Raw genomic sequence first — 14,748 nt, forward strand, 5'->3', positions numbered from 1 at the left:
ATTGGACTTGAAATAGGCTGGCCATTCTCTGCGTCCAACGCCTTCCCTGACGGGATTTTCCCTCCCAACAGGCCACGTTAAATAATCGAGAACGACCTAAGAGCCTGTCGGGCTTAGGGCTGCGCCATCCCAAAGCGTTTCAAACGCTCGTTAGTACCGTAGTAAAAATCCCGCAGTTTTTGGGGTACACCGTTAAAATCGGTTTCGGTGTATTTTTTCACGGTAACGCCCCGCTCCCGCAGCTGTTGCAAGTCTGCCTTTTCGGACTGTTCCAACGCTGCAAAGGTCGTCTTTTCCGCCTGGGAAAAAGCTGCCGAAATCGCTTGCTGCTTGCCTGATGCAAGTGCAGCCCACCAGCTTTTTGAAACCACAAACACCCCTGGGAATGCCATGTGGTTGGTATACATCAGATTGGGTGCCTGATCGTATAGCTGCAGATCAACGGCGGTGGCGAGGTCGGTATCGATAGCATCTATTTTTTCTTGTTCAAACCAGAGCCGGATATCCTGAATCTGGATCGGCTGCGGGTCAGCGCCCAGCTGCCGATACCAATTGTAGAATACGTCATTTGGAAAGGTGCCGACTCGCTTGCCTTTCAGATCACGGGTACTGGTCATCAACGTTGGCGTCATAATCACACGCATACCGGAAAAGACGTATCCCAACGCCACCAGATTATGACGCTCCAGCCCGGCCAGCATGGCTTTGGCATCATCGCTCTGTGCCGCAAGGCGCAACTGGGCAGCGCTTGAAAATTGATAAGGCATTAACCAGCCATTCAGGGATGGATCGAGTGTGGTCAAAGACCCTACCGCAACAATGGCTGCCTGAAGCTGACCGCGACCCAGTAATTCGATAATACTGGATTCACCACGCACCTTGGCAAAGCGGGATTCGCGTACTCGAATGGCATTACTGGAGCTATTTTCCAGGCTGCTTTTGAACTGTTGCATCAACCGTGACCAGGCGTGGTCTGGTGTGGTGATCATACCGAAACGTATCGTCTCGGCCGCAACCGGTACTGACAGTAGCAGTACCATCAGCATTGTTATCAGGTTCTTTTTCCGGTTTTTTATTATTTTTATCATGTTGGGTTCATTCCGTTACGTGGAGCCGTCACTCAATAGCGCTTCGTTGAGCTGCCCGCTGACCGATCCGCTTTAGGTTGCGTGAGCCAGAATCGAGGAAATAGCTGCTTGCAGCCAAAATTAGCGCCGAGGCCCAAAGTAGCGCCAAGGCATAGTGTACGCAGCATCCATCCGCAGGCCTGGAACAGGAATAATACTTACGGGTTTGAATGACACTTCTTTAGCCGCTAGTACTTCTGCCAAGATAAATAGCCACGACAGTCAGCTACAGATCCAGACGTCCTCACAATACCGGCCAAGCCATCTTCTGTTCACAATCGATCTCGCCCTGTTTGTTAACCCTGTGACCAAACATGCAGATATCACCATCCACGCCAATATCCAGCCGGAATTTCACACTGGCCCGCATCAGCCTCGCAGACCATCCAGTCAACGCATCTATGTAACAAAACGGATACTAAAATGTCATAAACATGACAAGTGCACTTTCCGACAAATCGTAACTTATTGAATTTAATAACATTAATACTGGAATAGATTTTGCTGAACCTATGTAAACTTGAAGGAGAAATACACATGTTGCAATTCCAGTGGGTGCCCGAGTTCGAAACCGGGATTGATGTGATTGATTCTCAGCACAAGCGGATATTTGAATACCTGCTTGAAGTCGACAGAGCCATTCGACTCCAGGATCCAGATGTCGTGAAACAGATTGCCAGGTCACTGATTGACTACTCAATCTCCCACAACGCTTTTGAAGAGACCTTGATGGAGCGTGCCAGTTATCCCATTCTGGCGGCTCATTCCAAAGTACATGAGGCATTCCGTAATCGCGCTCTGGCGTACGATCAACGCCTTGAAAACGGCGAAGACTGCTTCAAAGTCGCCAAGGAAGTACGGTCGGATATCGGCCTCTGGCTGACCAACCATATTCAGCGCGACGACAAGGACTATGTGCCCTACGTGCGTAAATCAATCGAAGGTGGTTTTGTCAGCCGCATGAAAAAACGCTTCTTCGCCTGAACAACAACAGCCCCATGGGCATGGGGGCTGTCACGCCATCCATGCGGCATATACATGCTCGTATTACGTAGTATGTCTATGTGCGAATGGCGTTGACTCAATCCAGAGCGGGCCTCGGGTTCGCTACAGGACACAAGACAGCCCTAAGCCTGCCAGGTAGCCGTTTTAAATGGCCTGATCGACGTACACATGAATCTGTGATTATTGTCTTGGTACACAGCACGATGAACTCTGCCGCAGACACACAATGTAGACGCAATCACATCACATGGATTACTGCCCCCATCACCCACTCGTACCCATATCCGTCACCCACTCATACCCATATAAAGTGGCGCAACACAGCGGCACTATCAGCAGTGCGTAGTAGCGATTGGCCCACATCATGGCGCGAGCGCTCATGCCAAAGCGGGCTTGCAAGGTAAGCTGAATACCAGACAGCGGCGACAACCCGACGCCCACGGCCCACCCCATCAGCAAGGTAAGTCCGAGCAGGTTAGGGTCGGTGACGCTGGTTGCCAATAAACTGCCAGCCAACACCACGCTGGTTACCGGGTGCATACCAGCGACGGCGACCACAATTAATATAACGAGTGTGATGCAGGCTTCGAGAGCGCCGAAGTGTTCAGGGGCAACAGAAATATCCAGTGCGTTCATGGTGGCAGAGACCCCGGCGGCTAATACTGCTGCGCCTAAAAACAGAGCGATTTCACTGCACAGCCCTGGCAAGCCGACCGTGATGTGCTGACCCACGTCGTTCAGACCTTTGATCCCGCGTGTTAACGCCAGCCAAATAAACGAAAACACCATGGCAATCAACGTAACCAGTGTCAGTACCGCCAGTTCTGACCAGATCAAGTGGCTGATAATAACCAGCACGGCCAACACCAGTGGCATCCAGAGTGACGACCACTGCAACGGATAACCAAGGGCATTTTCAGCCTCCGGGTTACGGCTGATTTCCCAGGCAGAAAACAGCAAGGCGGCCAGTGCCAACGGCAGGCCGAACAATACCAGCGTGGCCAGCTGAGAGCCGGGCGCGCTCAACAGCGTCAGCCCCATGGCGGCGAAAAACGGCGACCAGAAGGCACAGGTTGAAAATGCCCGTAGCAACACCATCCCCTGCTCTGGCTGTAACGGCTGGTTGTTACGTGCGTGTCGCAGCCGGTCACCCACAATCAGCGCAGCAGAAATATTCAGCACGGAGGCAAACAGATGGGTACTGAGCAGGGTTTGCTGTAACGCTCGCTGTCCTCGTGGAAGCTGTTCAGACGCAGCTATGCCAGCCAGCGCCACCAGCCGCAAAAAACTGACGCCAATCAGCATGGCCAGTAACATCTGGTTACCCTCCACGGCTTTTAGCAAGTACCGCCCACCCGAGCCACTCCAACCGGCAAAGACCAGCCCGGCGGCCCCCACCAGCAAGAGCACGCCAATCTGTTTGCGCTGGGCCACTTTGATTTGCGGGGCCAGTAACAGGGTGGCAACCCACAACGGCACTCCCGCCATCCATGCCGGGAAATTGACCACCAGCGCATTGGCCAAGACCAGTAGCAAAGCGAACAGCAGCAGCAAGCCAGCAAACAACTTGATAGCCGGGGCACCTGCTAGCCAGCGTTGCAGGGGTTGGTTCAACAGCAAGGAGCCAGTCACGTTGGGGTATCCGCAAGATCAGTCAGGAGAAGGGCCATACTGCCAGTTGTCTGCCGCGATGAGCAGTGGCGCAGCATGAATATAGTGTTGCGTAACAAGATTGCATAAACAGAGCGACGTTGGAGCCTGAGTCATATCCCCAGCCGCAAGTTTGGTTCTACTTCCCGGATTAACGAATCAGGCACATCCGCCGCAGCGGCGAGTGTTTTCCAACCAGAGACTACATCCTGAGTGGCATCAAGAATGGCGTTGATTCTGGCTCGGGTGAACAGCGGGCTGAGTTTTTCCAGGGAATAAATATCCTGCCGGGTAAAGTTGTCCCGTTTGCCGTTGAGGCTCATCCAGTGGCTGTTGACCCATTGGCTACCCGGTTTGTAGCTGTAGGCCAGGTCGTAGGCGGGTGCCAGAGACCACTTATTTCCCTGCAACCTAAAGGCGACGTTTTTGGCGTGATCGTCGTGGTTGCGGGCAACGATATTAAACGTCATGCGCTTAAGCAGTTGTTCCGCTTCTGATGCCGACAGCCGCAGTTGCCGGGCCACACCAAACAGTTCGGCATAGGAGAAGGAACCCGGTTTTTTATAATCGACATGGGCAATGCCATTCAGGGTCTGGACGTGGATTTTACCCTCGTCATCAGCGGAGGCCTGGCGATCGAATCGCTGGGTAATAAAGTGCCGTCGAGGGCCTTCGGCAAGCAAGTGACAAGGCATCATGTCGATACCGCAGGCGGTCGCCATTTGGTAGTAAACATATTCCATCGCCCCAAAGCCCATAGGGTCGCCAAAGGTTTCCTGCTGTTTGCTGTGCTCTCTGACACCATCAAATTTCATCAGGTAGTGGGTGAAGCCATCAGGTACCTGTGCCTGGCCGGAACGTACCTGTTTGAAGTTGTCATCAAATGCCAGTACGGCTTTCGCTCGGGCGCCACCGGCACTCATACCAACCGAGAGCAAAGACATCATGGCTTCGCGGTCTTCCTGGCCGCCGTGGCTCAGCTTCACGGCAAAGTCATCACGACAATCCACCACGTCCTGGGCGATGGCGACCAGGGATTCAATCGCTACAGAATGTGAGGCATTGAGGCTTTTGATGCGGGTGGCGGGCAGATATTCCAGCGCACCCATACCCCGTATCCCGGTGTATTGAAGCCGCTGCAACGGCGTGATATCGGCAGGCGACTTGCCTTGCGCCGCCACCCAGGCATTCAGCACGGCGTTACCGAAGTCGTCCGGGAGCGAATCAGCGATCAAGCCTGGCAAACCTTTAAAGGTGTTGAAGTCCAGCTCCGGAAAGCTGTAGATACGTTTTGCCAGTGGCATTTTCAGGGGCGCAAGCTCGATTCCCTGACGTATAAAGGCCGGATCGTATTCAAACGCGCCGACCCCCGTGGTGGTATTAAAGCTCACCGCTCCGACGTCTTGCTGCTGGTAAATCACCCGAACAACTTCCATTACCATTCTGTGTTTGCCTCCTGGTCAGGATGTCGTTGCCCGGACGCACGCTGCCGCTGCTTGCCCTGCAGCTTGGCCAGCTGGATGGGTGAAATCTCTTGCTTGGGCAAAAACAGCTCCAGTTGATCCGTCAGTTCCAACACCGCCAGAATGGCGATAAAGATGTCCAGCTGGGCCTTGCCCTTCTCGGCATTAAGGACGGTTTTTCTGGCGATGCCTGCTTGCTCGGCAACATCAGCCTGTGTCAGGTCGCGGTTCAACCGGGCTTGCTTCAAGCGTTCGCCCAGCTCGGCTGCAAGTGCTGTCGCAGAATTTCCAGATAGACTCATAACGATACCTATTGAGGACTTTAGTCCTTTATTTTCACTTAACGATCACAAATTAGCACATTAAAATAAAATAATCGAAATATAATTTAAAGTCCTCAAAATAGAACATTAATTCAATATTTTTTATTAAAGCACCTAAAAAGGAACATTAAAATATTATCAATTAATATTTCCCGCACAGACAGCAACCCGCATTGTCTTAAACTCGGCATGAATCTTCTTGGATGACATCCTGACCCAGCAGCCTGGCATCAATGCTGCAGTACCGACATGGCAATATTGCGGTTGCAACCGCAGTAATGAATTTTGGCAATCTCAGGAGCAGAACATGGAGGTTGGCGCGACAGCAAATGCAATAGTAAACGAAACAGCAACACGGGCTGGCCTGATGTATCTGGGGTCAATATTGACCCAATCAGAGGCAGATGAATGGTTGCACTGGCTGCTGCATGAAGTGGCCTGGGGCAATGCCTTTTACGAGGCTTTTGGCCGTCGTTTTCCGATTCCTCGCCAGCAAGCCTGGTTTGCAGATGCTGGTATTCGCTATCGCTACTCCGATAACTTACTGACAACCCTGCCCTGGCCAGAGCGGCTGAACCGGTTACGTCAGCGGGTGGAATCTTTGACTGGGCAGCGGTTTAACTCCGTGCTGGCAACGCTGTATCGATCTGGAGAGGACAGTGTTGGCTGGCATGCCGACGACGAATCGGAGTTGGGGCCAGCGCCGGTGATTGCATCGTTATCGGTCGGGGCAACACGGGCATTCTGCTTGCGTCCAAAGATTACGCCGGGACACCAACACACACATGAACCACAACCTGAACCACAACCTGAAATAGCCGTTCCGGTACATTCGGGTGACTTATGGCTGATGCAGCCGCCCTGTCAGCAACACTGGGAACACGCCGTACCTGCCGAAACCGGCATCCACCAGCCACGGGTTAACCTGACGTTTCGATGGGTGATTCCTCCTGCTTCCTGATGTTCCGTTCCCTGACATCTCCCTCATTTGGGGACTGATCGGCTGAGCGAGCAGGATAATCTTCCAGACAGCCGGCAATCAGTTCGGCCAGGTGCAACGGCTTGGCATCGCTGTGATGACGTATTTGTTGTCGGCAGGAAAACCCGTTGGCAATCACCTGGCGGTCTCCCCGTGCTGCCAGCGCAGGTAGCAAGTCTTGTTGAGCCATGGCCAGGCTGTGTTGCGCATGCTCGGCTTCCAGCCCAAAACTGCCTGCCATGCCGCAGCAGCTGGATTCGATAAAATCGAAGGCATGATCAGGAAGCAGTTTCAGCACCCGCCGTACCGACTTCATCGCACCAACGGCTTTTTGATGACAATGGCCATGTACCAGCGTAGCGCTGGCCGGGCTGGATAACGACAGATTGAGCCGCCCGGACTTGGCCTCACGAGCAAGAAATTCTTCGAATAAAAAACTGTTTTTGGCTGCTGTCACGGCGTTCTTTCCCAGACCAAGCGCCTGGGCATCGTCTCTTAACCCCAGCACACAGGAAGCTTCCAACCCGACAATGCTGTAGCCCTGCTCCACCAGCGGCACTATGGCCTGAATCAGCCGACGGGCCTCTGCCCTGGCCTGATCAATCATGCCTTGTGCCAGCCAGGTACGCCCGCAACAGTAGGGACGCGAATCCTGCTCCGATCGTCCTCCAGATTCTGGCTGCAGCAACATGACCTGATAGCCACTGGCCTCCAGCACACTGATCGCCGCTGCCGCGATGTGCGGTTCGTAGTACCGTGTGAACGTATCAATAAACAGCGCCACCTTATGGCCATTCAGGTTGCCAGAAACACCGGATCCATTGGCACTATCGGGCTGTTTGATCGAGCGCCCTGCCCGCGTTGGCAAATTCACCGCCGGGTTCAGCCCCATCAGCGGATCGACAATTCGGCGCAACAGCCTGCTGCGATTGCGTAGCTGTATGAAGGCATCCATCCACGGATGCTGATGCTGCCACTGCGGCAAGGCGGCCATCAGCCGGGAACGCCAGCTGCGCGGCTGGAGAGCGTATTTTTGCGCCAGATATTCAGCCTTGATCAGCGGCATATCGACATTACTTTCACACTCCCGTTTACAGCCCTTGCAACTGACGCACAAATCCATGGCCTGTTGCAGCTCGGGGTCGAGCAGTGGCGACTGAGCCTGAGAAGTCGACAACGCCGCCTTGAGCAAACGCACTCGTCCACCGGTAGCCAGATTGGGATCGCCGCTGATGCGATAGCTGGGACACATCACCTGCTTGCCGTCAGCTTCGCATTGACGGCTGTTGATACAGGCGGCAATGGCTTTGGCGTAATGGCCACCGTATTTGGGAATGTCAGCATAGGCATCTCCCATACCGGCATCACGGTAGTCAGACCAGTCCAGCTGCAACGAGAGGTCCTGGGAAATCGAAGAATCAGTCATAAACAATATCAACCGGCTAGAGATATGGGGCCAGGGTTGATTGCAATCCCCGTTCCCTGCCGTTGCCGCCGCTGATCAAGCGAATCGTCACCAGCCGTGGGGGGGTTATACCACCCAGCCACTCGGCTGAAACCCGACAAAACCTTGGCCACAGTCTGGCTTGTCGGGTTTGCGACAGCACCTAAGCACCCTGATAACGCCCACAGCGCTGGTTGCCTGCGGCCACCTGACGAGATGACAGCGTGAAGTGATTGGTTATCAATTTGCAGTACCGAGATAAACAAAACAACGCCTTTGATGAAGAGATAACCCCTCATGATGACGCTCTATATGACCCCAGGCTCCTGCTCGACAGGTATTCATATTCTGATGGAAGAGCTGGAGCTGGTGTTCAGCGCCCACGTGCTGAATCTGCCAGCCGGAGATGGCCAGAAACCGGAGTATCTGGCGATTAATCCGAAAGGCACAATTCCCACACTGGTGCTGGACGATGGCACCGCCCTGACTGATTTTGCCGCCATTGCCTGGTGGCTGGCCCAGCGCTGGCCGAAAAAACAATTATTACCGGAAGATCTAACCGCTCAGGCCGTGGCTCTGGATCGACTCAATTATCTGGTCGGCACCCTGCATGGCCATGGCTTTACCCGTATTTTCACACCCGACCGCTACCTGCTACACGCCGATGATCGCGACACCATTGAACGCCAGGGTCGAACACTGGTGCAGAAGGGTTTTCATCAAGCTGCCCAATGGCTGGAAGCATCTGCCGGAGCACTGTTTTATGACCAGTTTTCTATAGTAGATGCCGCGCTGTTTTATAACGAATTCTGGGCCAAGCGCCTGGAAATGACGCTGCCGGACGCCTGTCAGGCTCACTACGAGGCCATGGCTCGTCGCCCGGTTGTGCAGCGGGTGCTGATGGAAGAAGGGTATCGGCAACTGTAACGCGGCATTATCTGCCCTGTTTTTGACTGGCTTGCCTGGTTCTTAACTTGTCGTTCTCTACTCAGACAAAGCCTGGCCGGAGCAACCAGCTCCGCGCCAGCCGTATCATCCATGACTGCCGGAAGCCGGAGCGCACATTTGTAGACGCACCCTGGCGCGCATCCGGATCAGACAGGATGATCGACCGATCCGAAAATACGTTTCAGGGTAGCGCTTACCCAGCCACTTTCCTTACGTAATGACTTGCGCACCAGCTCTGCATAATTTTGATCTTCGTCCTTGATATGCTGCAACAGCCAGCGCATCAGTCCGGTACGTACCTTGCGTGCAACACTCATCGGGTCTGTACCGCCATAAAGCTGCACACTCAGCTCCTCGACCTGCGCAGAAAATCGCCGGTGTACCTGTAAATGGGCTGCCAACAGTGGATACCCGGCCCGCTCCATCAGTTGTTCCTCAAAACTGAAATGGTCAAAAGTATAATCTTTCAGCCGCTCCATAACGCTATAGACTTCCTCCACGTCATTATTTTCAATCGCATGGTGTAAATCGTTAATATAGTCCGCGATACGCCGATGCTGGCGATCGATAATATCAACGCCAATGTCATATGTGGAATCCCAGATAAAATAGCTCACGACCACCTCCAATAATCGCAGAAATACGCCCCGCTAATACCACACCAAATAACACAGTATGACACCGGCCCGTACAGAACGAGGCTGATAGCCCCATAAACAAGGCAACGATTGTAGCTTCGCGACACACCGGAATAATGATTCAGATCATATCTGCTTCCATATCAATTGGTCGATTGGAGCCAATATGTCAGGACAAAAAGCCCACGATTGACCGTTAGACCGACAATCCGGCTTATAGTCTGTTGGATATCTGAATTCACACCTGAATTCAGATAATAACCGCAACACTTGAACACCCACGAGAGAGGCAGGTAACTGGCGTTAGTGCACAGTGAACCACAACACATCGGCGGCTGTGCTGTCCCCTCTCGCCAATGGTCTTTATACTGCCCGCTGTTTTTCGCTGCACGCCCGATACGCAAGAGTTGTTATGTCCCAAAAGTCGTTTTCCCGTTCTGCCAACAGCAAACCGTCAGCCCCCCGTGTCCAGAGCACGGCAGCCGGGCTGCATCCTCGCAACCGTCATCAGCAGCGTTATGATTTTGAGGCGCTCATGGCCGTCAGTCCGGAGCTGGGTGATTTTATTCGGCCAACCCCGAAGGGCAATCATTCCATCGACTTTACCAATCCGCAGGCCATCAAGGCGCTGAACCGGGCATTGCTGCGACACTGGTATCAGATTGATGGTTGGGATATTCCTGACGGCTACCTCTGTCCTCCCATACCCGGTCGAGCGGACTACATCCATAATCTGGCAGATTTACTGGCAGCCGCCAATGGTGGCAAGCAACCTGCGGGCAAGCGCATTCGGGTAATGGATATCGGCTGTGGCGCTAACTGCATTTATCCGCTGATCGGCAACAGTGAGTATGGCTGGCAATTTATTGCGGCTGATATCGATCCGCTGTCGCTGGCATCCGCACAACGCATTCTGGCTGCCAATCCTGCGTTGCAACCCGCTATCAGCCTGCGGCAGCAGCCTGACAGCCAGTGTTACTTTCAGCATGTGTTGCAGGGCAAGGAATTTCTCGACCTGACGCTGTGCAACCCACCCTTCCATGAGTCGCCCGAGCAGATGGCCCGTGGCAATCAACGCAAGTGGAAAAATCTCGGCAAGTGGGATGACCAACAGCCCGACAGCACAGCGTTGAACGCAGAGACACCCTTGAACTTCGGCGGCCAGAGTAACGAGCTGTGGTGCGCAGGCGGTGAAGTGAGCTTTGTCAGCCGCATGATGCAAGAAAGCCGACAATACGCCAGTCAGGTGTACTGGTTTACTTCGCTGGTATCACGGCAGGCGGCCTTGCCAGCACTGGAGAAAGTGCTGCGTGACGTCGGTGCAGTACAGCAACAGGTCATCACCATGACGCAGGGGCAGAAAAGCAGTCGTTTTATCGCCTGGAGTTTTCTCAACGCCGAACAACAAAAAATCTGGCGGCAAATGCGCTGGCAGAGTAAAGGGTGAAGCGAGCCCGGAGTCAGGCCAGATATATTTCCTACGCCGGGCTCACGCTCGCCACAGCCTGGGTGATAGCAGTGCAAACACCGTAAAATACTCCAACCGTCCAAGAATCATGGCACCGGAGAGTATCCATTTGCCAGCATCCGATACCGGTTTGAAGTTGGCTCCAACCTGATCAAACCCTGGGCCGAGTACATTGATGCAGGCAGCAACAGCAGTAAATGCCGACCAGAAATTCAGACCGGTTGCCATCATCATCAGGGTCAGCACGGCACTGGACGCCGCCGCAAACGACATAAACCCCATCACCGACCCCTGTACGTCCTCGGCCACCGGTCGCCGCTGATACTTGAGCGTATAAATAGAGCGCGGATGCAGAATATGCCCCATCGCCTGATTGACCAGCTTGATGGTGAGGATATTACGAATGATTTTGTTGCCCCCGGCAGTGGAGCCGGAGCAGCCGCCCAGATAACCACTGAAGACCAGCAGGAAACCGGCAGCGGCGGGCCAGCTGACAAAATCGTCTGCAGCAAATCCGGTGCTGGTAATAAACGAGATCACGTGAAAAAACGACCGTCCCAGACACTCCAGCACATCGGTAAACACCTCGGTCGCTAACAGGTAGGCAGTCAATATCAGCGACAGGCAAATCACAATCAGCAGAAAGATCCGGGTTTCTTCATCAACCCAATAAACCTTCAGATCAGCCCGGTGAACTGCCCGGAAATGCACTGCAAAACTGATCGCCCCCACCAGCATAAATACATCCGCAATGGCCAGCAGTAGTTGGCTGTCGAAATAGCCCATACTGGCATCATGAGTGGAGAAGCCACCGGTAGAAACGGTCGCCAGACTATGGGCGAAGGCGTCAAAGACGGTCATACCACCCAGCCAGTAACACAGGGCACAAGCCAGCGTCGCCGTGATGTACACCCCCCAGAGATGCCGGGCGGTGTCGGCAATACGAGGAGACAGCTTGTCGTTTTTCATTGGCCCCGGCGTCTCGGCCTTGAGCAGGCGCATGCCGCCAACGTTCAGCATGGGTAACACGGCGACCACAAAAATCACAATGCCCAGCCCGCCCATCCATTGTAAAAACTGGCGATACAGCAAAAACGTCAGCGGCATGTTATCCAGCCCACTCAAAACAGTAGCCCCGGTGGTGGTCAGGGCACTGACGGATTCAAACACCGCATCGGCAAAGCTGACGTGTTCGATATACAGAATTGGCAAGGCTCCGAGCAAACCGGTCACTACCCAGGTGGCCACCGCGTAGAACAGCGCATCCTGATAGGATGCCAGCGCCAAATTGGTTCTTCGCATTTTCCAGAACAACACGCCACCACCAAGCAACATCGCCAGGCCCGGTTCCAGAAAAACCCGGGCCACGTCATCACGAAACAACGCCACCGAGAGGCCACCAAACACCATCTGCACGCTTCCCATCCAGAGTACCGGCATGGCCATAAGACGCGTGGTTACGCGGGCATCAATCACGGGCTTCCCTCACGTCTGTTGTGGCTCAAATAAACCTTGGGGTCTGATGCCTGGGGTAATTGGGGCCTGGGGCAATGGAATCATTCAATGTCTTGTTTAATGGATGGACAGGAAAACACGCACCAGCAGTCGCCATCATTGTCATGACAATTGCTACGGATTGTTGCATTTCGAGCCGTAAAAAGAACGCAAAAAATCATCCGTTCAAAGGCCGTTACCAGAGCAGTCATGCTGCCTGTAGCATCACCCGCCGATTCCATGGACGTTCATCCACGTTCAGGTGTATCAAGGCAGAAAAGGCTCCGACGCCGACGCCAACCCACCACACCAGCGTATAGTTGCCATACAGATCGTAGAGGCTGCCCCCCAGCCAGACGCCCAGAAAGCCGCCAATCTGATGCGATAAAAACACCAACCCATATAACGTACCCATGTAACGCAAGCCGTAAATCTGGGCCACCAGTCCTGAAGTGATCGGCACCGTTGCCAACCACAATCCGCCCATCAACATCGAAAACAGGAAAACCGTCTCCGGTGTCACCGGGTTCATAATAAACAAGGCAGAAATCAGGGTTCGCAACACATAGATACCCACCAGCAAGTACTTGCGGGAATACAGGTTGCCCAGCCAGCCCGCCAGAATCGTTCCGATAATATTGAACACCCCGATCAAAGACAGCGCCATGGCTCCCAGCGTTGAGGTAGAGGTAATCCCGATCGAATGCAGTATGCCGTTTGGTTCGATTGCGCTGCACATTTCGCTGATAAACGCCGGAAAATGCGCCGTGATAAAGGCGAGCTGATAGCCGCACGAGAAAAAACCGAGGAAGATAAAAATAAAGGTCGGATCCTTGATGGCCCGCCGCACCACTTGGCCGAGGTTATCTTCTCCTGGCTGTACCGCAGCGGGTGGCGGCACCTTCATCAATAACAACGCCAACATGGATACACACACCAGTCCGGCGAAGGTCACGAATACCGATTGCCATGGCATCTGATCCAGCAAGTATTGCGCTAACGGTGGGCCAACCACCTGACCGGCCGAACCAGCGGCAGTGACAATACCCAACGCCAGTGAACGGTACTTTTCCGCCGTTGCACGGCCAACAACGGCAAGAATAACGCCAAAACCGGTTCCGGCGATTCCAAAACCGACCAGCATTTCCAGCAGCTGATGCTGCCCTGGCGTCGTCGCATATGAAGACAGCACCAACCCAGTGGCATAACAGAAAGCGCCTGCCAGAATCGCCTTACGGTCGCCGTATTTTTCCGCCAGCGCACTGAACATCGGCTGGCCTATACCCCAGAACAGATTTTGCAACGCAATGGCAAAAGAGAAATCAGCCCGTAACCAGCCAAACGCCTCGGCCACTGGAATCTGGAATAATCCAAACGACGATCGAATCGCAAAACCCACCAGAATAATCAGGCAGCCTGCAATCAGTACCGGATTAAACAGAGTATTGGCAGAGGGTTGGCTAACATTGGCAGTCATGGAAACTCGCTTACTGGGCAGGGAATGGGCCAGAGGGCCAACACCAGGTAGTGGACGAGCATTCTAGCAGTAAAACCATAATCCGACTGCCCGGAGCATAAACAGCCCTATGAGTCGATCCATCGGCAGGCATAACAGCCTGCCCAGGTGGATCGCGTTAACGGTTTTTAATGGCAAAAGTCCTAACGATACATTTGTTGCAAATGATCCAGACCGGCGCGATAGACCCCGCGAATAGTCGCTTCCGCCTCTGCTTTCGAGACCCCCTTGGCATCAAAGCTGGAACGCCAGGTCACCTCTGACTGACTGGCCCCCACCGCCATCACACTGATCGTGGCATGATAGGCAGCCACTGGCAGCGGGCTGGACACAATGCGGTAGCTATAGCTCATACCACTATCATCACGAGCGGTTTCCTGTTCGACCATTTCGGTATCGTCCTGCAAGGTCAGGTAACGCTGATCGGACACCTGTTTGCTGATTTTGACCGCCGGATGCCAGCGCTTGAGGTCATTAAATTTCCCCACCAGCTGCCATACATCGTCAGCAGGTGCATTGACCCTGACAGACTCTGTGACGATTGACTGTTCATGCATACCGTTCATATTGGCACAAGAAGCGGTCAGTGCTGAACCGCAGATCAGCAAAGTGGAAAGTGTTTTCTTCATCATATTTGGCCCATGTTTATTGTTATTGGCCTGCCGTAGCATGCGCAGTACCGGGTCTGGCCAA

The 14,748-nt window shown here is 53.7% G+C and carries 13 protein-coding genes; 4 read left to right on the forward strand and 9 right to left on the reverse strand.

The features are described 5' to 3' along the window. Positions 1-113 precede the first annotated feature (113 nt). Positions 114-1,046: a TRAP transporter substrate-binding protein gene (locus tag WG929_RS06085; protein WP_416205321.1), complete on the reverse strand. Its 933-nt coding sequence runs from the start codon at positions 1,044-1,046 to the stop codon at positions 114-116. A 618-nt stretch (positions 1,047-1,664) separates the two neighbouring features. Between WG929_RS06085 and WG929_RS06090 the strand changes: the two genes are divergently transcribed. Next, positions 1,665-2,111: a bacteriohemerythrin gene (locus tag WG929_RS06090; RefSeq protein ID WP_369854457.1), complete on the forward strand. Its 447-nt coding sequence runs from the start codon at positions 1,665-1,667 to the stop codon at positions 2,109-2,111. A 285-nt stretch (positions 2,112-2,396) separates the two neighbouring features. Here the strand turns inward: WG929_RS06090 and WG929_RS06095 are convergent, their stop codons facing one another. From WG929_RS06095 to WG929_RS06105, 3 genes are all read right to left on the reverse strand, one after another. Further along, positions 2,397-3,764 (reverse strand): hypothetical protein, encoded by a 1,368-nt coding sequence (locus WG929_RS06095; protein WP_416205322.1) that lies wholly within the window; start codon positions 3,762-3,764, stop codon positions 2,397-2,399. Between the two features lie 131 nt (positions 3,765-3,895). Next, positions 3,896-5,224, reverse strand: a complete 1,329-nt coding sequence (locus WG929_RS06100) for a type II toxin-antitoxin system HipA family toxin (protein ID WP_416205323.1) — start codon at positions 5,222-5,224, stop codon at positions 3,896-3,898. Then, positions 5,218-5,547 carry a helix-turn-helix transcriptional regulator gene (locus WG929_RS06105; protein WP_369854460.1) on the reverse strand — a complete coding sequence of 110 codons (330 nt, stop codon included), beginning with the start codon at positions 5,545-5,547 and terminating at the stop codon, positions 5,218-5,220. The genes WG929_RS06100 and WG929_RS06105 overlap by 7 nt, the downstream gene beginning before the upstream one ends. 406 nt (positions 5,548-5,953) lie before the next feature. Between WG929_RS06105 and WG929_RS06110 the strand changes: the two genes are divergently transcribed. After that, entirely contained in the window at positions 5,954-6,529 is a 576-nt protein-coding gene (locus WG929_RS06110) for an alpha-ketoglutarate-dependent dioxygenase AlkB family protein (RefSeq protein WP_416205324.1), read from the forward strand. Here the strand turns inward: WG929_RS06110 and WG929_RS06115 are convergent. Beyond that, on the reverse strand, positions 6,489-7,973 hold the full coding sequence (locus tag WG929_RS06115; RefSeq protein ID WP_416205325.1) for a (Fe-S)-binding protein: 1,485 nt from the start codon (positions 7,971-7,973) through the stop codon (positions 6,489-6,491). The two genes, WG929_RS06110 and WG929_RS06115, sit on opposite strands and share 41 nt — an antisense overlap. Before the next feature lie 315 nt (positions 7,974-8,288). Here WG929_RS06115 and WG929_RS06120 point away from each other — a divergent pair, with 315 nt between their 5' ends. Further along, positions 8,289-8,918 (forward strand): glutathione S-transferase family protein, encoded by a 630-nt coding sequence (locus WG929_RS06120; RefSeq protein ID WP_369854463.1) that lies wholly within the window; start codon positions 8,289-8,291, stop codon positions 8,916-8,918. A 167-nt stretch (positions 8,919-9,085) separates the two neighbouring features. Here the strand turns inward: WG929_RS06120 and WG929_RS06125 are convergent, their stop codons facing one another. Continuing rightward, positions 9,086-9,556 carry a bacteriohemerythrin gene (locus WG929_RS06125; protein WP_369854464.1) on the reverse strand — a complete coding sequence of 157 codons (471 nt, stop codon included), beginning with the start codon at positions 9,554-9,556 and terminating at the stop codon, positions 9,086-9,088. Positions 9,557-9,989: 433 nt separating this feature from the next. Here WG929_RS06125 and rlmF point away from each other — a divergent pair, with 433 nt between their 5' ends. After that, on the forward strand, positions 9,990-11,024 hold the full coding sequence (rlmF, locus tag WG929_RS06130) for a 23S rRNA (adenine(1618)-N(6))-methyltransferase RlmF (protein WP_416205326.1): 1,035 nt from the start codon (positions 9,990-9,992) through the stop codon (positions 11,022-11,024). A 42-nt stretch (positions 11,025-11,066) separates the two neighbouring features. Here the strand turns inward: rlmF and WG929_RS06135 are convergent, their stop codons facing one another. The 3 genes from WG929_RS06135 to WG929_RS06145 all read right to left on the reverse strand — a co-directional run bounded on the left by WG929_RS06135 (position 11,067) and on the right by WG929_RS06145 (position 14,687). Further along, a complete protein-coding gene (locus WG929_RS06135) occupies positions 11,067-12,521 on the reverse strand; it encodes a TrkH family potassium uptake protein (RefSeq protein ID WP_416205327.1) in 1,455 nt (484 codons plus the stop codon). Between the two features lie 226 nt (positions 12,522-12,747). Next, complete coding sequence (locus tag WG929_RS06140) at positions 12,748-14,016, reverse strand: MFS transporter (RefSeq protein WP_369854467.1); 1,269 nt, start codon at positions 14,014-14,016, stop codon at positions 12,748-12,750. 182 nt (positions 14,017-14,198) lie between these two features. Beyond that, on the reverse strand, positions 14,199-14,687 hold the full coding sequence (locus tag WG929_RS06145) for an SRPBCC family protein (protein WP_416205328.1): 489 nt from the start codon (positions 14,685-14,687) through the stop codon (positions 14,199-14,201). Between the last annotated feature and the right edge of the window lie 61 nt (positions 14,688-14,748).

It is taken from the genome of Oceanobacter antarcticus (assembly GCF_044962685.1).
Classification (GTDB): domain Bacteria; phylum Pseudomonadota; class Gammaproteobacteria; order Pseudomonadales; family Oceanobacteraceae; genus Oceanobacter; species Oceanobacter antarcticus.